General features: G+C 66.0%; 26 protein-coding genes and 1 pseudogene. 12 read left to right on the forward strand and 15 right to left on the reverse strand.

The annotated features are described in order from the left end of the window. Nucleotides 1–116: 116 nt before the first annotated feature. Complete coding sequence (locus D3877_RS27110; protein WP_119834067.1) at nt 117–770, reverse strand: MarC family protein; 654 nt, start codon at nt 768–770, stop codon at nt 117–119. Between the two features lie 186 nt (nt 771–956). Between D3877_RS27110 and D3877_RS27115 the strand changes: the two genes are divergently transcribed. The 8 genes from D3877_RS27115 to D3877_RS27150 all read left to right on the forward strand — a co-directional run bounded on the left by D3877_RS27115 (nt 957) and on the right by D3877_RS27150 (nt 10,503). Beyond that, on the forward strand, nt 957–1,529 hold the full coding sequence (locus D3877_RS27115; RefSeq protein ID WP_158600017.1) for a cupin domain-containing protein: 573 nt from the start codon (nt 957–959) through the stop codon (nt 1,527–1,529). A gap of 227 nt (nt 1,530–1,756) precedes the next feature. Then, nucleotides 1,757–2,788 (forward strand): amino acid ABC transporter substrate-binding protein, encoded by a 1,032-nt coding sequence (locus D3877_RS27120; protein ID WP_119833903.1) that lies wholly within the window; start codon nt 1,757–1,759, stop codon nt 2,786–2,788. A 182-nt stretch (nt 2,789–2,970) separates the two neighbouring features. After that, on the forward strand, nt 2,971–4,128 hold the full coding sequence (locus D3877_RS27125) for an amino acid ABC transporter permease (RefSeq protein ID WP_119833904.1): 1,158 nt from the start codon (nt 2,971–2,973) through the stop codon (nt 4,126–4,128). Further along, nucleotides 4,125–5,273 carry an amino acid ABC transporter permease gene (locus D3877_RS27130; RefSeq protein WP_119833905.1) on the forward strand — a complete coding sequence of 383 codons (1,149 nt, stop codon included), beginning with the start codon at nt 4,125–4,127 and terminating at the stop codon, nt 5,271–5,273. The genes D3877_RS27125 and D3877_RS27130 overlap by 4 nt, the downstream gene beginning before the upstream one ends. Nucleotides 5,274–5,300: 27 nt before the next feature. After that, the gene (locus tag D3877_RS27135) at nt 5,301–6,044 is read left to right on the forward strand and encodes an amino acid ABC transporter ATP-binding protein (RefSeq protein WP_119833906.1); all 744 of its coding nucleotides are present in this window, start codon (nt 5,301–5,303) and stop codon (nt 6,042–6,044) included. A gap of 33 nt (nt 6,045–6,077) precedes the next feature. Continuing rightward, nucleotides 6,078–6,785, forward strand: a complete 708-nt coding sequence (locus D3877_RS27140) for a response regulator (protein ID WP_119833907.1) — start codon at nt 6,078–6,080, stop codon at nt 6,783–6,785. 412 nt (nt 6,786–7,197) lie between these two features. Next, nucleotides 7,198–9,399, forward strand: a complete 2,202-nt coding sequence (locus D3877_RS27145; protein ID WP_119833908.1) for a methyl-accepting chemotaxis protein — start codon at nt 7,198–7,200, stop codon at nt 9,397–9,399. A 60-nt stretch (nt 9,400–9,459) separates the two neighbouring features. Then, nucleotides 9,460–10,503, forward strand: a complete 1,044-nt coding sequence (locus tag D3877_RS27150) for an amino acid ABC transporter substrate-binding protein (RefSeq protein ID WP_119833909.1) — start codon at nt 9,460–9,462, stop codon at nt 10,501–10,503. 55 nt (nt 10,504–10,558) lie between these two features. Here the strand turns inward: D3877_RS27150 and hisC are convergent, their stop codons facing one another. Then, on the reverse strand, nt 10,559–11,650 hold the full coding sequence (gene hisC / locus D3877_RS27155; RefSeq protein ID WP_119833910.1) for a histidinol-phosphate transaminase: 1,092 nt from the start codon (nt 11,648–11,650) through the stop codon (nt 10,559–10,561). Nucleotides 11,651–11,692: 42 nt separating this feature from the next. Then, nucleotides 11,693–12,568, reverse strand: a complete 876-nt coding sequence (gene pheA, locus D3877_RS27160; protein ID WP_119833911.1) for a chorismate mutase — start codon at nt 12,566–12,568, stop codon at nt 11,693–11,695. A 143-nt stretch (nt 12,569–12,711) separates the two neighbouring features. Between pheA and metX the strand changes: the two are divergent. From metX to D3877_RS27180, 4 genes and pseudogenes are all read left to right on the forward strand, one after another. Further along, nucleotides 12,712–13,910: pseudogene (gene metX, locus D3877_RS27165) on the forward strand (homoserine O-acetyltransferase MetX). Between the two features lie 17 nt (nt 13,911–13,927). After that, nucleotides 13,928–14,530 carry a methionine biosynthesis protein MetW gene (metW, locus tag D3877_RS27170; RefSeq protein ID WP_199721012.1) on the forward strand — a complete coding sequence of 201 codons (603 nt, stop codon included), beginning with the start codon at nt 13,928–13,930 and terminating at the stop codon, nt 14,528–14,530. 76 nt (nt 14,531–14,606) lie between these two features. Beyond that, nucleotides 14,607–14,906, forward strand: coding sequence for a type II toxin-antitoxin system RelE/ParE family toxin (locus tag D3877_RS27175; protein WP_338014634.1), 300 nt, complete (start codon nt 14,607–14,609; stop codon nt 14,904–14,906). Nucleotides 14,907–14,908: 2 nt separating this feature from the next. Beyond that, on the forward strand, nt 14,909–15,211 hold the full coding sequence (locus tag D3877_RS27180) for an addiction module antidote protein (RefSeq protein ID WP_338014635.1): 303 nt from the start codon (nt 14,909–14,911) through the stop codon (nt 15,209–15,211). Nucleotides 15,212–15,231: 20 nt separating this feature from the next. Here D3877_RS27180 and D3877_RS27185 read toward each other — a convergent pair whose 3' ends face one another. From D3877_RS27185 to D3877_RS27240, 12 genes are all read right to left on the reverse strand, one after another. After that, nucleotides 15,232–16,644, reverse strand: coding sequence for an MFS transporter (locus tag D3877_RS27185; protein ID WP_238475120.1), 1,413 nt, complete (start codon nt 16,642–16,644; stop codon nt 15,232–15,234). A gap of 65 nt (nt 16,645–16,709) precedes the next feature. Continuing rightward, nucleotides 16,710–17,153 carry a response regulator gene (locus D3877_RS27190; RefSeq protein ID WP_119833914.1) on the reverse strand — a complete coding sequence of 148 codons (444 nt, stop codon included), beginning with the start codon at nt 17,151–17,153 and terminating at the stop codon, nt 16,710–16,712. Between the two features lie 101 nt (nt 17,154–17,254). Beyond that, entirely contained in the window at nt 17,255–18,265 is a 1,011-nt protein-coding gene (locus D3877_RS27195; protein ID WP_119833915.1) for an NAD(P)H-dependent flavin oxidoreductase, read from the reverse strand. Between the two features lie 4 nt (nt 18,266–18,269). Next, nucleotides 18,270–19,052 carry an oxepin-CoA hydrolase, alternative type gene (locus D3877_RS27200; RefSeq protein ID WP_119833916.1) on the reverse strand — a complete coding sequence of 261 codons (783 nt, stop codon included), beginning with the start codon at nt 19,050–19,052 and terminating at the stop codon, nt 18,270–18,272. Continuing rightward, nucleotides 19,049–19,480 (reverse strand): PaaI family thioesterase, encoded by a 432-nt coding sequence (locus D3877_RS27205; protein WP_119833917.1) that lies wholly within the window; start codon nt 19,478–19,480, stop codon nt 19,049–19,051. The genes D3877_RS27200 and D3877_RS27205 overlap by 4 nt, the downstream gene beginning before the upstream one ends. Nucleotides 19,481–19,505: 25 nt before the next feature. Next, nucleotides 19,506–20,225, reverse strand: coding sequence for an ABC transporter ATP-binding protein (locus D3877_RS27210; protein ID WP_119833918.1), 720 nt, complete (start codon nt 20,223–20,225; stop codon nt 19,506–19,508). Between the two features lie 13 nt (nt 20,226–20,238). Beyond that, complete coding sequence (locus tag D3877_RS27215; protein WP_119833919.1) at nt 20,239–20,952, reverse strand: ABC transporter ATP-binding protein; 714 nt, start codon at nt 20,950–20,952, stop codon at nt 20,239–20,241. Then, nucleotides 20,939–21,898 carry a branched-chain amino acid ABC transporter permease gene (locus D3877_RS27220; RefSeq protein ID WP_119833920.1) on the reverse strand — a complete coding sequence of 320 codons (960 nt, stop codon included), beginning with the start codon at nt 21,896–21,898 and terminating at the stop codon, nt 20,939–20,941. Before D3877_RS27220 ends, D3877_RS27215 begins: the two co-directional genes overlap by 14 nt. A gap of 8 nt (nt 21,899–21,906) precedes the next feature. Next, entirely contained in the window at nt 21,907–22,785 is an 879-nt protein-coding gene (locus D3877_RS27225) for a branched-chain amino acid ABC transporter permease (RefSeq protein ID WP_119833921.1), read from the reverse strand. A 186-nt stretch (nt 22,786–22,971) separates the two neighbouring features. Further along, complete coding sequence (locus D3877_RS27230; protein WP_119833922.1) at nt 22,972–24,153, reverse strand: ABC transporter substrate-binding protein; 1,182 nt, start codon at nt 24,151–24,153, stop codon at nt 22,972–22,974. An 86-nt stretch (nt 24,154–24,239) separates the two neighbouring features. Beyond that, nucleotides 24,240–25,814 (reverse strand): class I adenylate-forming enzyme family protein, encoded by a 1,575-nt coding sequence (locus tag D3877_RS27235; protein ID WP_238475121.1) that lies wholly within the window; start codon nt 25,812–25,814, stop codon nt 24,240–24,242. 2 nt (nt 25,815–25,816) lie between these two features. Continuing rightward, nucleotides 25,817–26,968 (reverse strand): acyl-CoA dehydrogenase family protein, encoded by a 1,152-nt coding sequence (locus D3877_RS27240; protein ID WP_119833923.1) that lies wholly within the window; start codon nt 26,966–26,968, stop codon nt 25,817–25,819. Nucleotides 26,969–26,987: the final 19 nt, after the last annotated feature.

A 26,987-nucleotide genomic window follows, 5' to 3' on the forward strand; every position in this document is an offset into this window, starting at 1 on the left:
AGAGGGGACTGCCGCCGCATGTCGACAAAGCTCCAAGCTCCCTCTCCCGCATAAGCGGGGGAGGGTTGGGGAGGGGGCAAGCGGCGCGCTTCTTCGCAATCATTTGACAGCTCCCCCTATTTTCGCCCCGCCAGCATCGGCCCCAGCGCGTCGGTGACGCCGTTCAGCAGGATTTGCACGCCGACGCAGAACAGCAAAAAGGCGAACAGCCGGGTCAGCACCCGCGCCCGCGTGTGGCCCAGCATCGCCACCAGACGGTCGGCGGAGCGGTAGGACAGCCAGATCAGCCCGGAAATCGCCAGCGCCGCCGCCGACACGCCCAGAAAGAACGACCCAAGCGCCGCGCTGTCCGCCGGGCGGGTGGACCCCAGCGCGATGGCCACGGAGATGGTCCCCGGCCCGGTCGTGAACGGAATGGTCAGTGGGAAGAAGGCCGATTCCTCGGCGGTTTCCGCCGGGGCGGCCTGCTCCTGCTTTTTCGCCTCATGCGCTTCGGGGGCGGACAGCAAGGCCCAGGCCCGTTCGGCGACGACGAAGCCGCCGGCGATCCGCAGCGCCGCCAGAGAAATGCCGAAGAAATTCAACACATAGGCGCCCGCCCACAAGGCGGTCAGCATGACCAGCGCCGAATACAGGCTGACCAGACCGGCCAACCGGGCGCGTTCGCGCGGGCTACGCCCCACGGTGACTTGGCTGAAAATCAACGCCATGGCGATCGGGTTGACGATCGAAAACAGGGCGGTGAAGGCAAGAAGAAAACTGTCGAACATGGGCGTCGCGATCCAATCGTTGGCGGCCTGCACTATAGATCATTCGAATGATTCACAACACTTTGCTGCTGTGCGGAATCGCGCTGTCGCATTTTGCGACTACTTATGCGATTGTATGTTACCTGGACTTTTGTGGAGGCGGTTGTGCTTTTTGCGAAAACTTTAACCGTTCAGTCTCGTAACAATATGAAATCCGTCAGCGTCACCCGCCTGCTGGGCGGAATCGCCGTCGCCGCCCTCCTGACGCTCAGCGTCGGGGCGCGGGCGCACGAAACCGGGCATGACGACGATCATCACGACGGCCATCAAGGCGCGCAGGTGGCGCAAGGTGGGCTGACCGCCACCTCGACCCTGTTGCTGGAAACCTCCGTGCACGGCGACGGCGTGCCGATCACCTACCCCAAGGGAACGCCGTTCGTCACCGTGCGCATCACCGAGGTGCCGCCCGGCGTCATCATTCCCAAGCATCGCCATCAAATTCCGCTGATCGTCTACATGCTGGAAGGCGATTTGACCCTGCACATCGACAACGGAACCGTCCGCGTCGCCAAGCAGGGGGAAGCCTTCATAGAGGCGTGGAACTGGCATTACGGCCAGAACGCGACCGACAAAACCGTGCGCCTGTTGGCGGTGTATCCGGGCGAGGTCGGCACGCCGCTGTCGATCCGCCCGCCCGCCGAACCCACCCCGGTCTCCCAGACCCCGGCCCAGCAGCAAACCCCGGCGCAAACGCCCGCCCCGCAAACGCCCGCCCAATGATGGTTTGGGTCAGGGCCGGCGGACGCGCAACGTTGTGAGGGTGTGTGGAGCGTTGGCCGCAACCCGTGCACAACGCTCCACATCCTGTTCACATTCGCGGGCTAACTTGTTCAACGGATCAACCGAATGTCTCCCTCGAACGGTTCGGCGGTCGGATCGTTCGCGTCGTCCTCCGACCAGCCTCCGGGCCGGTCGGGCGGGGCGGGTTTCAGGCAAGGAGACATCCGGTGATCAGCAAACTCCAGGCGGCGGCTCTCGCGGCTGTTGTGACTCTTCCCCTCGCGCTGTCCGGCCCTGCGCAGGCGGGCGCCACCTTCGACGGCGTGAAGGCGAAGGGCTACGTCCAGTGCGGCGTCAACCTTGGTCTGTACGGCTTCTCCGCGCCGGATGACAAGGGCAAGTGGACCGGCCTGGACGTGGATGTTTGCCGCGCCGTCGCCGCCGCCATGTTCGGCGACGCTGAAAAGGTCAAATACACCCCGCTGTCGGCGCAGCAGCGTCTGCCCGCCCTGCAATCGGGTGAAATCGATCTGCTGGCGCGCAACACCACCCGCACCCTGTCGCGCGACACCGCGAACGGCCTGAACTTCGCTCCGACCAACTATTACGACGGCCAGGGCTTCATGGTCTCGGCCAAGCTGGGGCTGAAGAGCGCCAAGCAATTGAACGGCGCGACCGTCTGCGTTCTGCCCGGCACGACGACCGAACAGAACGTCGCCGACTTCTTCCGCGCCAACAAGATGAGCTTCAAGCCGGTCGTCATTGAAAAGAACGAAGAGCTGCACAAGGCCTTCTTCTCCGGCCGCTGCGACGCCCTGACCTCCGACGCCTCGCAGTTGGCGGCGATCCGCGCCGCCGAGACGCAGAACCCCAACGATTTCTTGATCCTGCCCGAGTTGATCTCGAAAGAGCCGCTGTCCCCGGCCCTGCGCCAGGGCGACGAGGAATGGAGCAACCTTGTGACCTGGGCCTTCTACGCCATGGTCCAGGCCGAGGAAAAGGGCATCACCTCGGAGAATGTCGACGCGTCGATGACCTCCCCCGATCCCGACGTCAAGCGTCTGCTCGGCGTCACCGCTGGCAACGGCAAGGCGCTGAACGTCGAAGAGAATTGGGCCTACGCCATCGTCAAGCAGGTCGGCAATTACGGCCAGAGCTATGAGCGCAACGTCGGCGCCGGTTCCAAGCTGAAGATGCCGCGCGGCCAGAACGCGCTCCACACCGAGGGCGGCCTGATGTACGCCCCGCCGTTGAAGTAACGGGCGCATTCCCCCTCCCCGACCCTCCCCCGCTTCGCGGGAGAGGGAGGACGCGCCAAGGTCGGCGCCGATCCCCTCTCCCGCGAAGCGGGGGAGGGTTAGGGAGGGGGCGTCACGGCGCGGCGTGGGCACTCTGAAACAGACCGCTCCCGCCGTTTCCTCTCCCCCGTACGGAGCGTGAGATGTCAAAACTTGTTCAAGCGCTGAACTCCGCGCGCGTGCGGGGCTGGCTGTATCAGGCGCTGTTTGTGTCTGGAACGCTGGCGGTCGGCTGGTATCTGGTTTCCAACACCCTGACGAACCTGTCCAAGCGCGGCGTCGCCACCGGCTTTGGCTTTTTGAACCGCGAAGCCGGGTTTGAAATCGGCGAAAGCCTGCTGACCTACGCCGCGTCCGACACCTATCTGAAGGCGATGATCGTCGGCCTGCTGAACACGCTGACCGTGTCGGCGGTCGCCGTGATTTTCGCCTCGATCCTCGGCGTCGCCATCGGCGTGGCGCGGCTGTCGTCGAACTGGATGGTCGGGCGTTTCGCCGCCGTCTTCGTCGAGACCGTGCGCAACGTGCCGCTGCTGCTGCAATTGGTGGTCTGGTACACCATCATGAACCGGCTGCCCAGCCCGCGCGAGGCGCTGGAGGTCGTGCCGCACGTCTTCCTGAGCAATCGCGGCCTGAAATACCCGACCTTCGTCGAGCATGCCGGGCATGGTTGGGCCTTTCTGGCGCTGATCCTCGGAATCATTGGCGCGATCCTGATCGTTCGCTATGGCCGCAAGCATCGGGAAACCACGGGCAAGCCCTTCCCCACCCTGCCCGCCGCGTTGGCGTCGGTGATTCTGCCGCCGGTGGCCGTGTTCGTCGCCAGCGGCGCGCCCTTCGCCTTCGACCTGCCGGTTCTGACCGGGTTCAATTTCGAGGGCGGGGCGTCGGTCTCGCCGGAATTCACCGCGCTGTTGATCGGCCTGTCGGTCTACACCGCCGGATTCATCGCCGAGATCGTCCGCTCCGGCATCCTCGCCGTGCCGCATGGCCAGACCGAAGCCGGGTTGGCGCTGGGGCTTAGCCCGGCCCACATCCTGCGTCTGGTCATCCTGCCGCAAGCGTTGCGGGTGATCGTGCCGCCGCTGACCAGCCAATATCTCAACCTGACCAAAAACAGCTCGCTGGCCGTCGCCATCGGCTATCCCGATCTGGTCAGCGTCACCAACACCTCGGCCAACCAGACGGGTCAGGTGGTGGAAGCGGTCGCGATGATGATGGTCGTCTATCTGGTCATCAGCCTGTGCATCGCCGGCTTCATGAACTGGTACAACCGCAAAGTGGCACTGGTGACGCGATGAGCAAGGACAGCATCCCGCAAAGCACCGCCGCCCTGGCCGCTTCTTTTGAAGAAGAACCGTCCCAGGCCTCGGTCGCCACGCTTCCCGGCGGCATGACGGCGCTGAAGCCGTTCGGCTGGGCCAAGAACAACCTGTTCAACACCCGCGCCAACACCGTTCTGACGCTGGTTTGTTTCGCCATCCTGTGGTTCGCCGTGCCGCCGGTGGTCAATTGGGTGCTGCTGAACGCCGTTTGGCTGGGCACGTCCGACGAATGCCGAGCCGCCGCCGGGGCCTGCTGGTCGATCATCGCGGTCAAGCACCGCCTGATCTTCTTCGGCACCTACCCGTATGAGGAGCAGTGGCGGCCCTTCCTGGCCTGCGCCCTGTTCGTGGCGATGCTGGGCGTCAGCGGCGTCCGCGCCTTCTGGCGGCCCTGGCTGGTCGGGGCCTGGGCGCTGGTTCTGGTGGCCATGGGCGTTCTGATGTGGGGCGGCGTTCTGGGGCTGACCCATGTCGCCAACGACAAATGGGGCGGGTTGCCGATCACGCTGATGCTGTCGGTCTTCTCGATCACCCTGGCCTTTCCGCTGTCGATCCTGCTGGCGCTGGGCCGTCAATCCTCCCTGCCCGCCATCCGGTCGCTCTGCGTTGGTTTCATCGAGTTGATGCGCGGCGTGCCGCTGGTCAGCGTTTTGTTCATGGCCTCGGTCATGTTCCCGCTGTTCCTGCCGGAAGGCGTCACCATCGACAAGCTGCTGCGGGCGCTGGCCGGTCTGACCCTGTTCACCGCCGCCTATCTGGCCGAAGCCGTGCGCGGCGGCCTGCAAGCGATCCCCAAGGGCCAGTCTGAGGCCGCCGACGCGCTGGGCTTGGGCTATTGGCAAAAGACGATGCTCATCATCCTGCCGCAGGCCCTGCGCATGGTGATCCCGCCCATCGTCAACCAGTTCATCTCCTGCTTCAAGGACACCTCGCTCGTCACCATCGTCGGCCTGTACGATCTGTTGACCGCCGCGACGGTGGCGACGACGGACCCGGAATGGCGCCCCTTCTTCGCCGAGGTCTATGTCTTCGCCGGGCTGATGTTCTGGATCTTCTGCTTCAGCATGTCCCGCTACAGCCAATGGCTGGAGCGCATGGCCAACCGTTACAACCGCCGCTGACCCGCCGTCTTTGTGGAGACCCGTCACATGTCCGAGAACGCCGTCATCGAACTCCGCAAGGTCGGCAAATGGTACAACAGCTACCACGCCTTGCGCGACGTCAGCCTGACCATCAAAAAGGGCGAGAAGGTCGTCGTCTGCGGCCCGTCCGGGTCGGGAAAATCGACCATGATCCGCTGCATCAACCGGCTTGAGGCGCACCAGACCGGCCACATCATCGTCAACGGCACCGAGTTGACCGACGATGTGAAGTCGGTCGAAAAGGTCCGCAAGCAGGTCGGCATGGTGTTCCAGAACTTCAACCTGTTCCCGCATCTGACCGTGTTGCAGAATTTGACGCTCGCCCCGATCTGGGTGCGCGGCATGGCGAAGTCGGAGATCGAAGAGATCGCCATGATGTATCTGCGCCGCGTCCGCATCCCCGATCAGGCGCACAAGTTCCCCGGCCAATTGTCGGGCGGTCAGCAACAGCGCGTCGCCATCGCCCGCGCCCTGTGCATGCGCCCGGAAATCATGCTGTTCGACGAGCCGACCTCCGCCCTTGACCCGGAAATGGTCAAGGAGGTGCTGGACGTCATGATCGAACTGGCGGATGAAGGCATGACGATGGTCTGCGTCACGCACGAAATGGGTTTCGCCCGTTCGGTCGCCGACTCGATCATCTTCATGGCCGAGGGTACGATCATCGAGAGCGGATCCCCGGCGCAGTTCTTTGAAAACCCGAAAAGCGAGCGGACCCGCCAGTTCCTCGGCCAGATCCTGGAGCATTGAGGGCGGCGGGCGCGCAAGGCGAGAGGAGCGGCCATGGCGGCGACCATTGCCATCACCGACGACGACGCGGTGACGCGTGAAACCCTGAAATCCTATCTGATGGACGAGGGGTTCACCGTCCGGCTCGCCAAAAGCGCCGAGGAGTTGAAACTCCTGCTGGCCAGCGAAACCATCGATCTGGTGCTGCTGGACATCCGGCTGCCGCGCCAGGATGGCCTGACCCTGACCCGCGAACTGCGCGCGGTGTCGGAGATCGGCATCATCCTGGTGTCCAGCCGGGGGGAAAAGCTGGACCGCATCATCGGATTGGAGATGGGGGCCGACGATTACATCGCCAAGCCCTTTGAACCGCGCGAGATTCTGGCCCGCGTGCGGAACCTGTTGCGGCGTCTGAAGGCGCCTGGCAGCCCGCGCGACGACCGCCGCCGCTGCTTTTCCGGTTGGACGCTCTACCTCGACCGCATGCGCCTGACCGATCCGCAGGAGCAGCCGGTGCGGCTGACCGGGGCCGAGTTCGAGCTGTTGTCCACCTTCGTCTGCAACGCCGGGCGGGTGATGAACCGCGACTATCTGTTGACGGCGACGACGCGGCGCAAGACCGACGCCACCGACCGCACCATCGACAGTCTGGTCCGCCGCCTGCGACGCCTGATCGAACCGGACCCCGCCGACCCGCGCCTTATCATCACGGTGCATGGCACCGGCTATCTGTTCGCCGGAGACGTGACGCAGAGCGCTTGAGTTTTTTTGAGTTCTGAACCCCGGGCCAACTCCCCCGTCGCAAGCGTTTCTCGCGGCGGCCTCGCGCTCGGCAAACTGCCACGGACGCCCTGAGGCTTTGGCCTCATCGGCTTCCGTGGCTTATTTTTTATGCGAGCGTCCGCGTGGAATTTGTGCAACTGCACAATTCAGCGACAAGACAGAACCATGAGTTGTCTGGCTCTGATGATTGTCCACTTGAAACCACAAGATTTCAACTTTGCTTGCGCGTTGGGTTCTTGGTTAATCATTTAATTTCGGCGAAGAATTTTTTATCTATAGATGAAAAGTCACATCCTGTTCACATATTCCGCCTAAATTGTTCAAAGACTGAAGCGATGATGTCCGTGTTGCAATCCAACAGCCCGTCTTGATGGCGGCAAGGGGGTCGGACATGAAGGCGTTGGCGAAGGTGGATGAATCCGGGGCGCGTTTCCGCTTCTGGACCTTGCGGCGGGCGATGGTGTCGGTGGTCGGCGTTCTGGTCGCCGCGCTGTTCGGCAGCCAGGCTTGGGTGTCGCAACGCTACAGCGATTTTGCGGTGGCCACCTTCAACAGCAGCAGCGCCGCGACCCTCAGCGTGCTGGTCAACGACCGCATCCGCAAAAACTACACCGAATGGCTGCAAGGCCACGCCAACGAATGGAGCCGCGACGGCTTCCTGGTGGACAGCGTCAACCAAAAGGAATACGCGAAGGCGACGCTGGCGCTCAAGAACATCTCCTCCCGCCCGGTGGTGGTGGATCGCGAGGTGAAGCTGATTTCGGTTGGCGTCTTCGACGCCGACATGAAGCGCGTCGCGGAAACCGGCGGAACCCCGCAAGACAGCATCGCCAGCGTTCCCAGCCTGTATGAAGGCTTGAAAGCCCGCGAACTGGCCGACAAACGCCGCCCCGCCGGCCTGTTGTGGCGCAACGACAAGGGCCAACCGTTGTTCAGCATGATTATGCCGATCGGCGGCTTCCGGGTTTTGGGTTTTCTGGAGGTGGTGACGGATCCCCTGCCCGCGCTCAGCACGCTAGGCGCGGTTCTGAACGCCGACATCCGGTTCAAAGATTCCAGCGGATCCCTGATGTTTGAATCCAAGGGCGGCAAGGCGGCGGAAGAGGGCGAGATTTCCACCACCAGCGTCGCCATCGGCGGCGATGGCGGCCTGCCCTGGGCCACCGCCGAAATCTCCCGCGACATCGGCGAGTTCGTCGCCAACACCGAGCATTTGCGCAACGAGGCCATCAAGATGGTGGCGCTGTTCGCCCTGGCCGTGTCGGTCGCGGCGGCGCTGTTGCTGCGGATCGCCGTCTTCGCCAATCTGCGCAAATTCGCCCGCGCCATGGAGCAGATCGCGGCGGGCGATCTGTCCATCGAGATCCCCCGCACGGGCCGCGATGAACTGGCGGTGATGGGCGCCGCCCTGCGTCGCCTGCGCGGCAGCGTCGAACAGGTTCTGTTGATGAAGCGGATGGTCGATTCCAGCCCGGTGCCGACGGCGCTGCTGCGGCTCGACGGCGACGTTGGTTTCATCAACCCGGCGGCGCGGGCCTTCTGCGCTGATCACGGCATCGACACGACGTCCCCCGACCTGCTGGCGCAGGGGCCGGAGTTCACCCGGCAATGCACCGACCCGGCGGCCCCGCCCAGCCTGCGCCGGTCCTTGCGGGTTGGCGAAACCTCGGTCGAGGCGCATGTGGACACCGTGTGCGACGACCAGGGCAACGCCATCGGCAAAACCCTGTCCTGGACCGACGTGACCGAACAGGTCCGCTCCGCCGCGCTGGCCCGCCAGTTGATCGAGGATGTGCATCAGGTCGCCTCGGGCGTCGCCACCCAATCCAGCCAGCTCCGCAGCGTCGCCGACGCCCTGCGTCAGCAATCGGCCAGCACCATCGACAGCACGGTCAGCGCCGGCAGCTTCGTCGCCGAAAGCAACCGCAGCGCCACCACCTGCAACGGCAGCGCCGTCGCCCTGATGGACACCATCGGCACCGTGTCCGGCTTGGCGCATGAGGCCGCCGACGTGGTCGGCGCCACCATCAACGAGTTGACCGCCGCCCGTGGCGTGGTGGATCAGTTGGGCGAGAACACCGACCAGATCCGCAAGATCGTTGACGCCATCACCACCATCGCCCATCAAACCAAGCTGTTGGCCCTGAACGCCACCATTGAGGCGGCGGCGGCGGGCAGCGCCGGGCGCGGTTTCGCCGTGGTCGCGTCCGAGGTCAAAAAGCTGGCCGAGGAAACCGCCAACGCCACAGTGCAGATCGCCAGTTCGGTCGGGGCCATCAACGGCAGCATCCAGAACACCATCGGCACCTTCGCCCGGATCTCCAACTCGGTCGAGCGAATCAGCACGGTTCAGGATTTGATCGGCGACGCGGTGGCGCGGCAGAACGCATCCTCCTCCGACATTCTCAATCGGGTGGGCGAGATCGCCGCGACCTCCGGCGAGGTGGCGACGATCATCAAGGGGGTCAGCGCCCATGCGGTGCGCGCGGGCGACATCGCCGGAACCCTGACCGAGACCGCGAACACGCTGGCTGAAGAGGCTGGATCGCTGCATAGTCTGCTCAGCACGCTGCGCGCCCAACAGACGGCCTGATCGGCTGTCTGCCCACGGGTTGCGCCGCGTCACCATGGGCGGACTGGGCGCAGAGGCGGGATGGCGGTGGGGATGTGGGCGCGGCGGTTGATCGCCGCCGTGGCGTTGGTTTTGTGTGGCGGCGGGATCGCCGCGCAGGCGCGCGCCGCCGATGGCGAGACTCTGGAGCGCATCCGCAGCCGGGGCGTCATGGTTTGCGGCCTGCGCAGCGGCGTCAGCGGCATTTCCTTCACCGATCCGCAAGGTCATCTGGACGGCTTTCTGGTCGATGTCTGCCGGGCCTACGCGGCGGCGACGTTGGGCAACGCCCAGGCGATCCGCGTCGTCCGCCTGCCCGACAAGCCGCAGGAGTTCGAAGCGGTCGAAAAGCATGAGGTGGACGTCGCGTTGACCACCACCACCTGGACCTTCACGCGGGACGTGTCTTTCGACGTCGAATTTCTGTTGCCCCTGCTCTATGACGGCCAGGGCTTCGCCATTCTCAACGACGGGACGCCGCCGCCTTTGGACCGTCTGGGGCCGCAAACGGTTTGCGTGAAATCGCCGACGACCACCGTGCGCAATCTGCAAGACCACATCCGGCAGGCCGACCGGCCCTGGACCATGCGCATCTTCAAAACCTTCGACGAGGCGTTGCAAGCCTTTCTCGCCCATGAATGCGGGCTGTTGACCACCGACCGGACGGTTCTGGTGACGTCGCTGGCGGGATACCGCAAGGCCGGGATGGGCATTCACATCTACCCCGACGTGATTTCGCGCGAGCCGCTGACGCCCTACGTCGCGCGCGGCGACCGGCAATGGTACGACATCGCCCGCTGGGTGCTGCACGCGATGATTTTGGCCGACGCCAAGAACGTGACCGCCGCCGACGTTCAGGCCGGACGGCTGCCGGACGACCCGGAGCTTGACCGTATGCTCGGCCATGGCGGCGGGGTGAGCCGGATGCTGGGCTTGTCGGAGGATTGGGCCTTGCAGGTGTTGGCCCAGGTCGGCAATTACGGAGAGATCTTTGAGCGCAATCTGGGCCAGCCCTATGGGATGGAGCGCGGCTTCAACCGCCCCTGGTCGCGCGGCGGACTGCTCTACGCGCCGCCGTTCCGGTGATGTCTGAATAGGGTTCCCCAGCCCGCCATCGGCAGGCCGGGGAGAATCGCTCCGATCACGCCGCCAGGAAGGCTTTCAGCGTGTCGACGACGGTGCGCATTTCCGCTTCCGTGCCGATGGTGACGCGCAGGCAACTCGGCAGGCCGTAGGCGGGCATCTGGCGGACCAGGATGCCGGCGGCCTTCAGGAACTGGCGGGCCGCTTCCGCGTCGTCCTTGCCGGGCTTCTGGCCCTTGAAGTCGATCAGGATGAAGTTGGTCACGCTGGGGTGGATGGTCAGCCCCAGCGCCCGAACCTCTGTGGCGAACCATTCGCGCCAGGTGGCGTTGTGGCTGCGCGAGCGCTCCAGGAACTCGGCGTCCTCAAGCGCGGCGACGCCCGCGACATGGGCGGCGGTCGAAACGTTGAACGGGCCGCGCACCCGGTTCAGCACGTCGGCGATCCCCGCCGGGGCGTAGGCCCAGCCGATGCGCAGCGAGCCAAGCGCGAAGATCTTCGAGAAGGTCCGGGTCATCACCACGTTCGGGAATTGCTCCACCAGTTCCTCACCGGCGGTGTAATCCTCGTGGTTCATGTATTCGGCGTAAGCCGCGTCGATGACCAGAATGGCGTTGGCGGGCAAACCGGCGTGCAGGCGGGCCACCTCCGACGCGGGCAGATAGGTGCCGGTCGGGTTGTTCGGGTTGGCCAGGAAGACCAACCGGGTGCGCGGCGTGACGTGGGCCAGCAGCGAATCGACGCTGGCGGTCAACCCGTCTTCCGGGGCGACCACCGGGGTGGCGCCGACCGATTTCGCGCCAATCGGGTACATCAGGAAGCCGTGCTGCGAATAGAGCACCTCGTCCCCCGGCCCGGCGTAGGAACGGATCAACAGGCTGATAAGCTCGTCCGACCCGGCCCCGCAGACGATGCGGTCGGCGTCCAGGTTGAAGCGCTTGGCGATGGCCCCGCGCAGAGCCGCCGACCCGCCATCGGGGTAACGGTGCAGCGTGGCCGCAGCCGCCTGATAGGCCTCAACCGCGCGCGGGCTGGGGCCGAGCGCCCCCTCGTTCGACGCGAGCCGGATGTGCCCCTGATGCTCGCCGCCGACATAAGGAGCAATGTCGAGAATCCCAGGGCGCGGCACCGGGCCGTTCGGCTGTGTCATGGCGTGCAAACCTTGTTGCGGAGAGGGGTGTATGGAGAGAAATCAGGGAAGGTTCAGAGGAACCGCGTAGCCGCCCACCGTGTTGACCCGCACCGGGATTTCCCCGGACCGCTCGACCAGCGCGCTCAGGCGGGGGTCGGCGTGATCGACGAAATCGGCGATCTCGACCAGATGGATCGACGGCCCCGACATGCCCGACGAAGCGCCGTGGGCGTGCCAGGTGCAAAAGGCGACGGGCGGCAGCCCGCAGGCCTCCAGCATGTCTTTCAGGCGGCCCCGGCTGAGGTCGCCGCCGATTTCAATGCTCAACAACGTGCGGTCGTCGCCGGTCGGCTCATGCGCCGCCACGGCGATGGCCAGCGCGTCGCGGTTTTCGCCGCGCGCGTTGCCACGCCCGCCAAAGGGCAGCCGGGCGACCACGCGCGGACGATTCACGTCGGCGGACACCAGAAAGCGCCACCAGGGGTCATTGTCGTCTTCGGCGGGATAGGGCACCACACCAACGGTCGCGGTGCCGTCCGACACGGCGCGGAGCGCGGCGGCGGCGGTGTTGACGGCGGTCATCGGCACGAAGCTGCCGTAATGATCGCGCGCAATGTCCCAGAAGCCGCGCTTTTCCTCCGGCGCGTAGACGGCGACGGCGAACGGACCCTGGATGCGGGTCAAGGCCGTAATCATCTCCCGCCACATGCGGACGACGACCTGGGCGGGGAAGCCGCCGGAATGGCGGGCCATCAGGCGGCGCAGGATCGTCGCCTCCCGCGCCGGGCGCAGATAGACGGCCTGTCCGGGCGAGCCTTTGGCGGCGCCGATGCGCTCCACCACCGCCGCGCGGCGCATCAACAAGTCATGAATCGCGTCGTCGATCTGGTCGATCTCGCGGCGCAAATCGTCAAGCGGGGTGCGGGCGGGTGGCATGGGATCGGGAAACCATCGGATTCAGAGCCGGTAAGTAGTAGTCCGCATGGGCCGCGAAATCAAAGAAAACGTTGACACCCCGAACCCCGGCTTCGTAGCTATAGACTCATCATTCTGTCCCGAGGCTTGCCGTCATTCCGCCCATGTCCGCGACCCCGCCCTCCGTCGTCGTGCCCGCCGACGCGGGTTCCCTGCCTGGAAAACGCGTGACCTTGGGCGCAGACGTCCCAATGCGCCTGGACAGCGGGGCGGAGCTTGGGCCGTTCGAGGTCGCCTATCAGACCTATGGGACGTTGAACGCCGACAAATCCAACGCGATTTTCATCTGCCACGCGCTGACCGGCGATCATTTCGTGGCCGACAAGCACCCGATCACCGGAAAGCCCGGCTGGTGGGAAATGCTGGTCGGGCCGGGCCGTCCGGTGGACACCGACCGCTATTTCATCATCTGCTCCAACGTTGTCGGCGGCTGTTTGGGCAGCTCCGGCCCGAAGGACCTCAACCCGGCGACCGGCCAGCCCTATGGCCTGTCCTTCCCAGTCATCACCATCGGCGACATGGTGCGCGCCCAGAAGCTGCTGGTCGAACATCTGGGTATCGAGAAGCTGTTCTGCGTCGTCGGCGGCTCGATGGGGGGATGCAGGTGCTGCAATGGGCGGTCGCCTACCCCGAATCGGTGTTCGCCGCGATTCCCATCGCCACGGCGGCCCGCCATTCGGCGCAGAACATCGCCTTTCACGAGGTCGGGCGTCAGGCGATCATGGCCGACCCCGATTGGCGCAACGGCGCTTATCTGTTGGAAGGCACGCGGCCCGAACGCGGTTTGGCGGTGGCGCGCATGGCCGCGCACATCACCTACCTGTCGGAAACCGCCCTGCACCGCAAATTCGGGCGAAATTTGCAGGACCGCAAGGCCGTGACCTACGGCTTCGACGCCGATTTCCAGGTGGAAAGCTATCTGCGCTACCAGGGCGCGGCGTTCGTCGAGCGGTTTGACGCCAACAGCTACCTCTACATCACCCGCGCGATGGATTATTTCGATCTGGCGGCGGACGCGGGCGGCTCGTTGGCCAACGCCTTCCGCCCCGGCGGCAAGACGACTCCGGTGCGGTTCTGTTTGGCGAGCTTTTCCAGCGATTGGCTGTTCCCGACGTCCGAATCGCGCGCCATCGTCCACGCGCTGAACGCGGTCGCCGCCAACGTCAGTTTCGTGGAAATCGAGACCGACAAGGGCCACGACGCCTTCCTGCTGGACGAACCCGAATTTCACCAGGTCATTCGCGGCTTTCTGGAGGGCTGCGCCGAGCATCGCGGCCTGACCATCCGCCGCCGCGCCCGCTGACCGACAAAGGCGCCATCATGGACATTCGCGACGACCTCAAGCTGATCGCCGAAATGGTGGAGCCGAACAGCCGCGTGCTGGACGTCGGTTGCGGCGACGGCGCGCTGCTCGATTATCTGGCCCATGCCAAGAACGTCGATGGGCGCGGCATCGAATTGAGCATGGACGGCGTGCGGCAATGCGTGGCCCATGGGCTGTCCGTGATTCAGGGCGACGCCGAAACCGATCTGAAGGATTACCCCGCCGAGGCGTTCGATTATGTCATCCTCGGCCAGACCTTGCAGGCCATGCGCGACCCGCGCGGGGTGCTGGATCTGATGTGCCGGATCGGGCGGCGGGCCATCGTGTCGGTGCCGAATTTCGGCTATTGGCGGATTCGCCTGCAACTGTTGCTGACCGGACGGATGCCGGTGACGGAAAAGCTGGGCTACCAATGGTGGGAAACCCCCAACATCCATTTCTGCACGCTGCGCGATTTCGTCGCGCTGACCGAAGAGATGGGAATCCAGATTGAACAGACGCGCATCCTGAACCGCGCCGGGTCCGTCACCAGCCGCACCCATTCCGGCTTCGCCAATCTGATGGGCGAGCAGGGCGTCTTTCTGCTGAAGCGCAGCTAACGGCGAACGCAGGGATTTGGTCGTGGCGGGTCTTGCGGCGTGAGCGGGAATAGCCTTGCTTCCCCATTTGTAGCCCATGCGCTACAATCTCATCATGAAGGCGATCCGCACCACCCCTGAATACGATTCTTGGTTCGCCAACCTTCGCGACGCGCGCGCTCAGAACCGGATTGACGTCCGCCTGCACCGCCTTTCGCTGGGCAACGCCGGTGACGCCAAGTTCTTTGATGGAATCGGTGAACTGCGGATCGACTATGGCCCCGGCTATCGGGTGTATTTTGTGGAGCGCGGCGACGTGATCGTGTTGTGCGGCGGCGACAAGCGGACGCAACCCCGTGACATCAAGACCGCCCGAAAACTGTCCGAGGAGTATTGACCGTGGCAAAGGAAACCAAGCTGTGGGATCCGTCGGAACGACTGACCACGCCGGAGGCGATCGCCGACTACCTCGACGCGGCGTTTGAGGATGGCGATCCGCGCGTGATCGCCGCCGTCCTTGGCGACATCGCCAGGGCGAAAGGCATGGGCGACGTGGCGCGGGCTGCCGGGCTATCGCGGGAAAGCCTTTACCGCTCTCTCAGCAACAGCGGAAACCCGTCCTTTGCAACCGCTTTGGCGGTCATCAAGGCGCTTGGCTTGTCGCTGTCGGTGAAGGGCGCAGGCCACGCCGACGCGGCGTAGTCGAGATCCTCGGGAAATCATCAAGGCCGCGTTCCCGCGTCCCTGAGCCGTCGGCGCAGGCTGCCGGTGACGCTGCCAAACGCGCACAGCCCGGCGGCCAGCGTCAGGACCGTGGTCGCCCCGACCGCTTTGCCGAACAGGGTGAACATCACCCCCACGGTCGCCGCGCCGAGAGTCTGGCCAAGCAACCGGGCGGTGGCCTGGATGCCGCTGGCCCCGCCGCTGCGCTCCTTGGGCGCGCTGCTGACCAGAACCTTGTTGTTGGGCGTCTGGAACAGGCCAAAGCCGAACCCGGCCAGCCCCATGCGCCAGGCGATGTCGATGGCGGACGCGTCGGGCGCCAGAAGCGCAAGCGCGGCCAAGCCGACGGCGAACAGCGCCATGCCCAGTCCGCTCAACAGGCTGGGTTCGTAACGGTCGGCGAGCCAACCGGAAATCGGCGCGATGATGGCGACGGCGACCGGCCAGGGCGTCATCAACAGGCCGGATTCGGTCAGCGACCGCCCCAGCACGTCTTCAAAGTAAAAGGGCATGGTGACAAAGGCGATGTTCTGCGCCGCAAAGGAGCAGAGCGACGTCGCCACGCTGAGCGCGAAGATCGGGCGGCGCAGCAGATCGACCGGGAACAGCGGCGCCTCGCGCGACAGCTCGCGCCGCACCAGCGTGACGCCGACCAGCAGCGCGCCCAGAAATTCCAGAACGACCAGCCAGACCGGATCCGCGCCGTCCAACCCCTTCACGCTCAGGATCACCAGCCCCAGCATCAGCGCGTTGAGACCGGCGCTCAGCGCGTCAAAGCGATGGCCGGATTTGGGCGAGCGTGGCAGCGTTTTCGCCGCCACCACCAGCGCCACCAGCCCCAGCGGCACGTTGACGGCGAACAGCCAGGGCCAGGAGGCCACCGACAGGATGGCCGCCGCGAGGCTAGGCCCCGCCACCGTCGTCACCGCGACGATCATCGCGTTGTAACCAACGCCGCGCCCCAGGCTGGCGCTGGGGTAGATGTAGCGGACCAGCGCCATGTTGACGCTCATGATGCCCGCCCCGCCGATGCCCTGGACCACCCGCGCGACCGTCAGCAGCGGCAGCGTGTCGGACAGCGCGCAGGCCAGCGAGGCCAGGGTGAACAGCGCCAACCCGCCCCAATAGACCCGGCGATAGCCGAAAATGTCGCCCAGCGAGGCCAGCGGAAACAGAGAGAGAGTCACCGCCATCTGATAAGCGTTGACCACCCAGATGGCTTGCGCCGCCTCCACCGCGAATTCGCGTTGGATGGTGGGCAAGGCGATGTTGGCGACCATGCCGTCGAGCACCGCCATCACCAGCGCGACGGTCATCGTTCCGACCGCCCAATAGCGTTGGGGAATCGGCAGACCGTCAGCGACGGCGGGAACGGGCGAGGGCGTGACGGCGGGGGGCGGCGTGTTCGGCATGGCGCGGAGCATAAAAGCCGGGCGGCGCCACGCCGTCACTGTTTCTTCGCATGCAAGCCTTGCGCTCAAGCCCGCAATTTGGACGGCGCGGTCATCGCCGCGATGGGGCCGGAAAACAATTCCAGCGACGCCGGGACGGAGGAGGGGCGCAGGCCGCTCAAAATCTCGCCCACCGTGCCGACCGCGTCGATCAGCGTGTCGGGCATCACCGGCTTGCGCAGCAGGCCGACGGCGAAGGCGCGCGCCTCTTCGGCGTGATGGTCGAAGCCGGTCATCAACAGGGTGGGGATCATGTGGTCGTCCCACAGGCGGCGGGCCAGCGCCACGCCATTCTCGCCACCGGCCAGATTGACGTCGACCAGGGCCAGATCGGGGGCTTCGCGCGCGGCGACCCGCGCGGCTTTGACGGCGTCGCGCAGAGGACCGACGATGGTGTAACCGGCCTGCTCCAGAACGGTTTTCACCGCCGGACCGACCAGCGGATCATCCTCAACCAACAGCAGCTTCACAACGGCGCTCCCTGTTCGGTCCATCCCGCCGCCGGGCCGCAAGGCCGGTCAATCGGGTTGGTTGCAATGAACCGCCCATGTTTGTCGCGCGATGGTCGTATTCAAGAGGCTGCGGCGTGATTTCGCACGTTTGTCCCCGTGACAACGGACAGCCGGTCCAACGCCCGTTCGGCCTCCTCCTCCAACCGGGCGACGATGGCGGCCAGCGGTTCGACGCGGTCGGCCATGGCGACCGATTGGCCGACCGACAAGGCGCCTTGCGAGGCGTCGCCCGTCTCATAGGCCACCCGGCCCAGCTTGCCCGACACATGGGGCAACAGCGTGTCCAAGCCGCCCTGCCCCGCCGCTTCGATGGCGGCGACGCGGTCGCTCGTCTCGTTGCGCAGAACCCGCATGGTGTTGCGCAGGGAGGAGAGGATCAGCGCCGTGTCGGTTTCATCCGCCGCCAGCAGCCGTTCCTTGAAGCCCCGGTGCGCCCAAATCTCTTCGGCGACCAGAAAGCGGGTGCCGATGGTGACGCCGTCCGCCCCCATCGCCAGCGCGGCGACCAGTTGCTCGCCGCTGCCGATTCCGCCGCCGACCGCCAGCGGAATCGACAGGCCGCGCGCCGCCAGCACGGTTTGCACCATGGTGCCGACCAAATCCAAACCGGGATGGCCGCCGCATTCGGCCCCAACCACGGTGACGGCGTCTACCCCGACCGCCTCGGCCTTGCGGGCGAAGCGGACGGCGGGGACCTTGTGCATCACCTTGATCCCCGCCGCGTGCAGGCGGGGGATGTAGGCCTCCGGGTTGCGGCCGGAGGTTTCGACGAAGGGGACCCCTTCGGCGATGATCGCGTCGAACACCGCGTCGGTGCGCTCCCCCTGGACCAGCTTGGGCAGCATCGAGACGTTGACGCCGAACGGCTTGCCCTCGGCCAGATCGCGGCAGCGCCGGATCTCGTCGCGCAAAGCGTCGGTGTCGGGAAAGCTCGCCGCCGTGATGAAGCCGATCATCCCGGCCTTGGCCGCCGCCGCCACATAATCGGCGTTGGCCAGCCAATGCAGGCCCCCGGCGATGATGGGCAGACGGATGCCGAACAGGTCGGTCAGGGGGGTGCGAAACGCCATGGGATCAGCCGCGCGGGTAGTTGGGCGGGCGCTTTTCAAAGAAGGCGGTGATGCCCTCGGCGGCTTCCGGATGGTGCAGGGCCTCGACGAAGAAAGCGGCCTCGCGGTCCAACTGGTCGTCGGGTTCACCGAACCCAGCCTCGATCAGTTTTTTCGCCCGCCCGATGGCGACGGTCGGCCCCTCGGCCAGCCGGGCAGCCCAGGCGATGGCCTCGGTCAGCGTGGTCCCCGGCGTGACGATTCGGTTGACGATGGCCAACTGCGCCAGCCGCAACGCGCCGATCCGCCCGCCTTCAAACATGATCTCGGCGGCAAGCTGCGGCGTGGCGGCGCGGGCGAGAAAGGCGGAAGCGCCGCCGTCCGGGTTCAGCCCGACCTTGACGTAAGCCAAGGTGAAGGTGGCGTCTTCCGCCGCGACGATCAGGTCGCAGCCCAGCGCGATGGAGAACCCGGCCCCGGCGGCGGCCCCCTCGACGGCGGCGATCACCGGCTTGGGACAGCGCCGCATGGCGCGCACCCAGCCGTGGAAATGATCCAGATTGGATCGGGTGATCGACGGGTCGGCCTTGGCGTTGCCCAGCAGACGCCCGAGATTCCCGCCGGAGCAGAAGGTCCCGTTCGCTCCGGTCAGCACCACCGCGCCGATCTCCGGGTCGGTCGCCGCCGCGTTCAGCGCGTCGCGCGCCGCGCCCATCATCTCCGGCCCCAAGGCGTTCTTGGTCGCCGCATCGTCCATCGTCAGAATCAGCACGCGCCCCTGGCGCGCGACCGTCACTTGCCCCGTCATCGCTCGGTTCCCTCCCGGTTCTCGCTGCCCGGTCTGTATTTGAACATGCCTTCGGACGTCGCCAGCAGGGCGCCCGTTTCGGCGTGCCGGACCTCCGCCGCGACGCCGACGATCTTGCGCCCGCCGCCCCGGAAGCGTCCGATGGCGATCAACGTACCGTCCCGCGCCTGACCAAGAAAGCTTGTGGAGAGCGACAGCGTCACAACGCGTCTCACCCGCCCCTCGTGGGGACAGAATGTTACAGAGAATCCCGAAACCGTGTCCAAAAGCGACGTCAACACCCCGCCATGCACCACGCCGGCCCGGTTCAGGTGGCGGGCGTCCACCGGCATCGTCAGCTCCGCCGCCCCCTCCTCCCAGCGACTCAGGCGATAGCCCAGAAGCTCCTGATAGCCGGACGGGGGTTCACCGTTCAAAAGGTCGCTCATCGAAAGATCCTGTTCCGTCGGTCGCTCAGGCGGCGTCATGCGCGAAGTAAAGCGCGTGCAGCCGGTCCAGATCCACCGCGTCGCCGCGTTCGGACAGCACGACCTTGCCCGACTGCATCAGATGCACATGGTCGGCGATCTTCAGGGCGCGGCTGGTGTTCTGCTCCACCAGAATGATGGTCATCCCGTCGGCCCGCAATTGGCCGAGGATGCGGAAGATCTCGTCCACCACGACCGGGGCGAGGCCAAGCGACGGCTCGTCGATCAGACAGACGCGCGGCTGCTCCATCAGGCCGCGCCCGATGGCCAGCATCTGCGCCTCGCCGCCCGACAGGGTTCCGGCGATCTGGTCGCGCCGTTCGGCCAGACGGGGAAAAAAATCGAACACCATCGCCTTGTTGCGCTTCCACCCGGCCCGGCAGGCGCGCGGGAAGGCGCCCATCATCAGATTGTCCTCCACCGACATGTCAGGGAAGATCATCCGCCCCTCCGGGATCATCACCACCCCGTCGGCGACCGTGTCCCAGGTCTTGGCCCCCTTGCGGCTTTGGCCGTTGACGCGGATGTCCCCGGCGGTGACGGGAACCAAGCCCATGATGGCGCGCAAGAGGGTGGTTTTCCCGGCACCGTTCGGGCCGACGATCACCGTGGTCTTGCCGGTTTCGGCGGTCAGCGAGACGTCCCACAGCACGTTGATCGCGCCATACCCGGCGCGCAACGACACGACGTCCAGTGCGTTGGTCATGCGGAGTGGCCCTTCAAAGCGTGGTTTCGCCGGTGTAGCTGCGGATGACCTCCGGGTCACGGAACACGGCGTCCGGCGCGCCGTCGGCGATGATCTGGCCGAAATTCAGCACCAGCACGCGCGGGCAGAGCGCGGCGATGGTCGGAATGTCGTGTTCGATGATGACCATGGCCAGCTTGTAGCGGTCGCGCACCGCGCCCAGCCGCTCCATGAAGGCGCGCTTGCTGGTGGTTTCCAGCCCGGCCAGCACCTCGTCCAGCAGCAGCAGGCTGGGGTTGGTGGCCAGCGCCTTGCCGACCTCCAGCGCCTTGTGCTCCGTCAGGGCCAGTTCGGTGGTGGCGTCGCTGTCGGCCTTGTCGCGCAGATTGAGGATGTCGAGGATCTCGTCGATCCGCTGCGGGTCGTTGGTCCGCGCGCCGAAGCGCTGGGCGACGATCAGGTTTTCCCGCACCGTGCAATGGCCCAGCGGGCGCGGGATCTGGAAGCTGCGCCCGATGCCCAGCCGCGCCCGCTTCCATTCCGGCAACTTCAGCAGCGATTGGCCGCGAAAGTCCAGCCGCCCGCCGGACGGGCGGACGACGCCGGAAATCACGTTGAACAGCGTGGTCTTGCCCGCCCCGTTCGGGCCGACCAGCCCGATGCTTTCCCCCTCGGCGACGGCGAAGCTGGCGCTTTTCAACGCTTGCACCCCGCCGAAATTCACATGCACCCCCTCAAGCGTGAGCATGGCGGCCTCCTTCCGAACGGCGGCGGCGCAGCAGGACCGGCAGCAGGCCGCCGGGGCTGAGCAGGATCATGGCGCAGAGCAGCACACCCAACACCATCTGGTGGCCGTGCGGCAGGATCGGTTTGAAGACCAATTGGTCGAGCAGATAGATGACCAGCGCCCCCACCACCGGCCCCCACACCGTGCGATAGCCGCCGAAGATCGCCGCCGCGATGGGCAGAACCGTCCAGGTGCTGGAAAAGGCGTAATCTGGCTCCAGAAAGCTGATGAAATGGGCGTTGAAGGCCCCGACCACCCCGGTGATGAAGGCCGACAGCGCCAGCATCGCCGCCTTCAGATGGGTGCTGGGCACGCCGATGACGCGGGTGGCGATTTCGGTGTCGTGCATCGCCTTCAAGGCCAGCCCCCAAGCGCTGCGCCGCACCGCGTCATAGGCGAAGGCCGACAGCAGAATGATGGTCAGGATGATGACGTAGCCGCCGGTCTTGCCGCCGAACTCCAGCCCGAACAGGGTGGGAAAGCGCGGGATCGACAGCAGGCCGCCCGCCCCGCCGGTGATCGGCGTCATCTCCGTCGCCAAAATCTGGAAGATGTGGGCGTAGGCCAGAATGGCCAGCGCGAAATACGGCCCGCGCAGCCGCAAGGCGGGCAGCATGGCGACCGACGCCACAGCGGCTCCCAACCCGCCCAGCAGCAGGGCGGCGAACACCGGAACCCCGAGCTTCATCGACAGGACGGCGGACGTGTAAGACCCCACCCCGAAGAAGGCGGCGTGGCCGAAGCTGACCATGCCGCCGAGATTGCCCAGCAGCGCCCAGGCCAGCGCCACCCCGGCGATGGTCAGCGCCGCGACGATCAGCCCCATGACATAAGGCGTGCCGCCAAACAGCAGCGGAACGCCGACGTAAGCGGCGAGCAGCGCCGCGCCCAAAATCGCGTGTTTCATCGCGTGTTTCATCGCGCCAAGGCCCTCCGGCCGCCGAACAGGCCCGAAGGCGAGACGAACAGCACGACCAGAAACAGAAGCATCCCGGCCAACTCCTGCAAGGAGGCGGACAGATAGGTGACGGTCAGGGATTCGATCACCCCGATCATGATCGCACCGATCAGCACGCCATGGATCGACCCCATCCCGGCCAGCACGGTGATGATGAAGGCCTTGACCGTCAGCACATGGCCCAGCGACGGGAACACCGTTTTGCCGGTGTAGATCGCCACCCCGGCGAAGGTCGCCAGCAGGGCGGCGATCATGAAGGACAATATTTCCGTCTGGCGCGGGTTGACCCCCATCAGCATGGCCGCGTTGCGGTTGGACGTCAGCGCCCGCACCGCCCGGCCCTGCCAGGAATGGTTCAGCCACCAATAGACCCCGGCCATCAGCGCCAGCCCGCCGATGAAGAACGCGACCTCGGCGTTCATGGCGAACAGCGTGTCGGCGATCACCAGCGAATCCTGGAACCACGGGTTGGTCGTGGAATGGATGTCGGCGGCCCAGATGGTGAGGATGCCGTTGGTCATGATGATGCCGATGCCGAAGGTCAGGATCAGCGAGTTGATCTCGCGGTCGTGCTCAATCCGGCTGAGCAGCGCGTAGACGATGGCCGAGGCCGAGGCGACGACGACCAGCGCGATGGGGATCGCCATCACCGGGTTGATCCCATAGCGGGATTCTGCGGCGTAGGCGATGTAGGCGGCCAGCAGCACCAACTCGCCATGGGCGAGGTTGATGACCCGCATGGCCCCGAACACCAGCGCCAACCCCACCGCCACCGTGGCGTAATAGCCCCCGGCGAGCAGACCGGAGAACAAGGCTTGCAGCGTCAGTTCGATCATGGATGCGCCTTATGGGGGTGGACGGGAGAGAGCGGGGGAAACTGGACGCTTGCGCTTGCCCCCTCCCTAACCCTCCCCCGCGCAAGCGCGGGAGAGGGGATCTCCACCCCTCCATCGCCGTAGGCGGGGGAGGGAGGGACCCATGCTGTCAAGCATGGGAGGGAGGGGGCAAAGCGCTTCTCCGTCTCACCACGGCGTCGCCGGGAAGCGCATCGCGCCGTTGGCGAACTCCTTCGGCCAGACCAGCACCACCTTGCCGCCCTGGTGCTGGCCCATGCGGTGGGTGAAGTTGGGGTTGTCGCCCTTGGCGTCGAAGGTCACGCGGCCAATCAGGGTTTGCGCGTCGGTCTTGCGCAGCTCGTCGGGCAAGCCGCCGCCAGCCAGCGTTCCGGCAGCGTCGGCGCGCAGGATGGCGTCGATCAGCAGACGAGTCTGCACATAGCCGAACTGGCCCAGATAGTCGGGTTCCTTGTTGAACAGCTTTTTGTAGGTCGCGGCGAACTCCAGCGCCTCGGGCTGGGTGAACTCCACCGGGTAGGGCAGCATCGAGGTGCCGTGGACGTTTTCCATCAGATCGGGAAACTCCTTGGCCATCTGCGAGGTGGCGAGCGACCACACCCCGACCATCGCCTTGACGTCGGGCTTCAGCACCTTGGCGGCGCGCAGGATGCCGACATAGTCGTTCTCGTAGCCGACCATGGCGACCACGTCGGGCCGGTCCTGGAGCTTCACCTTGTTGATGAGCGGCTTGAAATCGCTGGTCGCCCCGTCGAACTCGTGCATCGTCACGGTGACGCCCTTGGCGCCCAGCGCGTCCTTGACCTGCTTGGCGAGGTTGCTGGTCGCCTCCTTGTTCAGATAGACGACGGACACTTTTTTGGCGGCCATGTCCTGCAACAGCCCGATCATCGCCAGCGCGTAGCCGTCGGTGTTGTTGATGCGGAAAAAGGTCTTGTAGCCGCGCCCCGTCAGATCCGGCGTCACCCCGCCCGAGGTGATGTAGACCACGCCGGCCTTTTGCGCGGCTTCCGACGCCGGGCCGATGATGTTGGAGCCATAGCCGCCGGTCAGCGCGACCACGCCGTCGCCGATCAGCTTTTCCACCGCCGCGACCGCCTTGGCGGGGGAGGTTTCATCGTCGATCGTGCTGACCTTGAAGCTGTGCTTTCCGGCCTGGGCCTTGTTGGCCATGTCGATGGCGACGGCGATGCCCTCATGCATCCCCTGCCCGACGCGGGCGAGGTTGCCGGTCAAGGGCAGCTCCGACCCCAGAAGGAAATCCTTGGCCTGCGCGGCGGGACCGCCCAGCGCGACCATCAAGGCGGCGGTGGCGACGGTGGCGGCGAGTTTGGCGAGCGTCCGCGTCATGGGTCGTTGTCCTCCGGTGTCGGGCCTGCGCCGGTTTCCAGCTTGGGGCCATGTCGTTGTGACGATGATGGGGCGATGTTCGGATGTCAGGCGGGTTTGGGCGCGCCCATGATGTCGGCGGCCAGCGCGCGCAGGCCGCTTTTCAGCAATTTTCCGGTCGGGCTGGCGGGCAAGGCGTCCAGCGCGACGATGCGGGCCGGGCGCTTGTAGGGAGCGAGACGCTCGGCGGCGTAGGCCTTCAGCGCGTCCTCGTCGGTCTCCTGTCCGGGAATGAACTGGACGAAGGCGACGACCTCCTCGTTCCCGGCCAGGGCGACGCCGACCACCGCCGCCAGCGTCACCGCCGGATGGCTGGTCAGCACGCCTTCGACCTCTTCGGGATAGACGTTGAAGCCGGAGCGGATGACGATTTCGCGGATGCGGCCCACCACGCTGACGCAGCCGTCCGGCTCCAACCGGGCGACGTCGCCGGTTTTCAGCCAACCATCGTCGGTGATGACCTGGGCGGTCAGCGCCGCTTCGCGGTAATAGCCGAGCATCACGTTGGGGGCGCGAACCCATAGCTCCCCGGCCTGCCCGTCCGCCACGTCCAGGCCGCTGACGTGATCGACGAAGCGCAGCTCGACCAACGGCAGGGCCGGGCCGATGCTGGCGTCGGCGCGCGGCGCGGACAGCCGGGTCTGCGTCACCGTCGGCGAGCATTCCGTCAGCCCATAGCCGTTGTGCAGCGGCAGGCCGAAGGCGCCTTCGACCGCCTGTTTCAGTTCCAGATCCAGAACCGACCCGCCCGAGGACAGGTAACGCAGGGCGGGCGACGCCGACAGGCCGCCGGTCAGGTTGCGGTGCTCGATCAGCTTGGCGTACATCGCCGGGACGCCCTGGAAGACGGTGACGCCATCCTCGGCCAAGGCCTTCCACACCGCCGCCGGGGCGAAGCGCGGCACCGTGTGCAGGCAGCCCCCGGCGTAGAGCGTGCCAAGGCAGGTGGAAGCCAAACCAAAGACATGGCTGACCGGCAGGACGCCATAAGTGTGATCGGCGTTGCTCAACCCGCGCATCCAACCCGAGACGGAGGCGACGAACAGCAACCCGCGATGGGACAGCATCACGCCCTTGGGCTTGCCGGTGGTGCCCGAGGTGTAGATCAACGCCCCAACCTGCCGGGCGTTGCCGCGATGGACCGGCTCCGCTTCCGCGTCCAGCAGGGGGCCGACGGCCATCGGCGGCAGAGCCGCGTCCGTCAGAGGCTCCGCGCCGTGCCGGGCGGCGTGGGCCGCCGCGTCCGGCGAAACCGCGTCGGTGTAGACGATCCGGCGCGGCTGGCAATGGTCGCGGATGGCGTCGATCTCACGCTCGGACAGCCGGGCGTTGACGATCACCGGCCAGACGTCGCGCTCGCTCGCCGCCAGAATCAGGATCACGGCGGCGGGGCTGTTCTCGCAGACGATCATCACGCGGTCGCCGCCGCGCGCGCCCAGCCGGTCGAGCCAAGCGGCGGCGGCGCGGGTCGCCTCGGCAAGCCGCCGGTAGCTCCAACGCTCCACCCCGTCGAACAGCGCGGGCGCGTCGGGGGTCGCCTCCCCCCAGGCCAACGCCGCGTGACTGATCCGCTCGGGCAGATCGGCGACCATCTTGGCAAAGTCGGGAGCGGAGGCGGCCACGATCAAGCGGCCTCGCGGATCATGTTGCGGGCGATGACCAACTGTTGGATCTGGGTGGTGCCCTCGTAAATGCGGAACAGGCGGACGTCGCGGTAGAAGCGCTCCACCCCGTAATCGGCGATGTAGCCAGCCCCGCCGTGAATTTGAACAGCCCGGTCGGCGACGCGGCCCACCATTTCGGTGGCGAACAGCTTGCAACAGGCGGCGTCGGTGTTGACGTTCTGCCCGGCGTCGCGGCGGCGCGCGGTTTCCGTCACCATGCAGCGGGCGGCGTAGGCCTCGGCCCGGCTGTCGGCCAGCATGGCTTGAATCAGTTGGAATTCGGCAAGCGGCTGACCAAACTGCTTGCGTTGCATCGCGTAGGCCAGCGCGTCGCGGGTCAACCGTTCGGCCAGACCGACGCAGACCGCGCCGATGTGCAGACGGCCCCGGTCCAAAACCTTCATCGCCGTCTTGAAGCCCTGCCCTTCCTTGCCGCCCAGAACGGCGCTGGCGGGCACCCGGCAATCTTCAAAAATGACGTCGCAGGTGTGCGCGCCCTTCTGGCCCATCTTCTTGTCGATGGGGCCGAGCGACAGGCCGGGCAACCCGGCGTCAACCAGAAAAGCCGAGACGCCGCGCGCGTCGCGGCTTTCCAGATCGGTGCGGGCGAAGACCGTGAACAGACCGGCCTGCGGCGCGTTGGTGATGAAGCGCTTGGTGCCGTTCAGGATGAAATGATCGCCGTCGCGGCGCGCCGTGGTGCGCAGGCTGCCCGCGTCCGATCCCGATTCCGGTTCGGTCAAGGCGAAGGCGCCGACGATCTCGCCGCTGGCCAGACGGGGCAGATAGGCGCGCTTCTGCTCCTCCGTCCCGTCGATGACGATGCCTTGCGAGCCAATGCCGTTGTTGGTGCCGATCAGCGAGCGGAAAGCCGGGGAGGTCTGGCCGAGTTGGAAGGCGACCTGCACCTCGTCCGCCATGGACAGGCCAAGCCCGCCATACTCTTCGGGAATCGACAGGCCGAACAGGCCCATCTCGCGCATCGCGGCGATGATTTCCGCCGGGATCGCGTCGTCCTCCGCCACCTTGTGTTCCAGCGGGACCAGCTTTTCGCGGACGAACCGCGCCAGCGTGTCCAGCAGTTGGGCCAACACATCCGAATCCAAAGCCATGCCGTCTCTCTCCGTCTGG

The sequence above is a fragment of the Azospirillum cavernae genome (assembly GCF_003590795.1).
Lineage (GTDB): Bacteria > Pseudomonadota > Alphaproteobacteria > Azospirillales > Azospirillaceae > Azospirillum > Azospirillum cavernae.

Coding starts and splice junctions, on each gene's coding strand:
- D3877_RS27145 (WP_119833908.1), top strand. CDS start 7,198: ATGAAGGCGTTGGCGAAGGTGGATGAATCCGGGGCGCGTTTCCGCTTC.
- D3877_RS27230 (WP_119833922.1), bottom strand. CDS start 24,153: ATGACGCGGACGCTCGCCAAACTCGCCGCCACCGTCGCCACCGCCGCC.
- D3877_RS27115 (WP_158600017.1), top strand. CDS start 957: ATGAAATCCGTCAGCGTCACCCGCCTGCTGGGCGGAATCGCCGTCGCC.
- D3877_RS27125 (WP_119833904.1), top strand. CDS start 2,971: ATGTCAAAACTTGTTCAAGCGCTGAACTCCGCGCGCGTGCGGGGCTGG.
- D3877_RS27220 (WP_119833920.1), bottom strand. CDS start 21,898: ATGAAACACGCGATTTTGGGCGCGGCGCTGCTCGCCGCTTACGTCGGC.
- hisC (WP_119833910.1), bottom strand. CDS start 11,650: ATGACACAGCCGAACGGCCCGGTGCCGCGCCCTGGGATTCTCGACATT.
- D3877_RS27110 (WP_119834067.1), bottom strand. CDS start 770: ATGTTCGACAGTTTTCTTCTTGCCTTCACCGCCCTGTTTTCGATCGTC.
- D3877_RS27185 (WP_238475120.1), bottom strand. CDS start 16,644: ATGCCGAACACGCCGCCCCCCGCCGTCACGCCCTCGCCCGTTCCCGCC.
- D3877_RS27135 (WP_119833906.1), top strand. CDS start 5,301: ATGTCCGAGAACGCCGTCATCGAACTCCGCAAGGTCGGCAAATGGTAC.
- D3877_RS27150 (WP_119833909.1), top strand. CDS start 9,460: ATGGCGGTGGGGATGTGGGCGCGGCGGTTGATCGCCGCCGTGGCGTTG.
- metW (WP_199721012.1), top strand. CDS start 13,928: ATGGACATTCGCGACGACCTCAAGCTGATCGCCGAAATGGTGGAGCCG.
- D3877_RS27210 (WP_119833918.1), bottom strand. CDS start 20,225: ATGACCAACGCACTGGACGTCGTGTCGTTGCGCGCCGGGTATGGCGCG.
- D3877_RS27200 (WP_119833916.1), bottom strand. CDS start 19,052: ATGACGGGGCAAGTGACGGTCGCGCGCCAGGGGCGCGTGCTGATTCTG.
- D3877_RS27240 (WP_119833923.1), bottom strand. CDS start 26,968: ATGGCTTTGGATTCGGATGTGTTGGCCCAACTGCTGGACACGCTGGCG.
- D3877_RS27215 (WP_119833919.1), bottom strand. CDS start 20,952: ATGCTCACGCTTGAGGGGGTGCATGTGAATTTCGGCGGGGTGCAAGCG.
- D3877_RS27140 (WP_119833907.1), top strand. CDS start 6,078: ATGGCGGCGACCATTGCCATCACCGACGACGACGCGGTGACGCGTGAA.
- D3877_RS27130 (WP_119833905.1), top strand. CDS start 4,125: ATGAGCAAGGACAGCATCCCGCAAAGCACCGCCGCCCTGGCCGCTTCT.
- D3877_RS27225 (WP_119833921.1), bottom strand. CDS start 22,785: ATGATCGAACTGACGCTGCAAGCCTTGTTCTCCGGTCTGCTCGCCGGG.
- D3877_RS27175 (WP_338014634.1), top strand. CDS start 14,607: ATGCGCTACAATCTCATCATGAAGGCGATCCGCACCACCCCTGAATAC.
- D3877_RS27195 (WP_119833915.1), bottom strand. CDS start 18,265: ATGGCGTTTCGCACCCCCCTGACCGACCTGTTCGGCATCCGTCTGCCC.
- D3877_RS27205 (WP_119833917.1), bottom strand. CDS start 19,480: ATGAGCGACCTTTTGAACGGTGAACCCCCGTCCGGCTATCAGGAGCTT.
- pheA (WP_119833911.1), bottom strand. CDS start 12,568: ATGCCACCCGCCCGCACCCCGCTTGACGATTTGCGCCGCGAGATCGAC.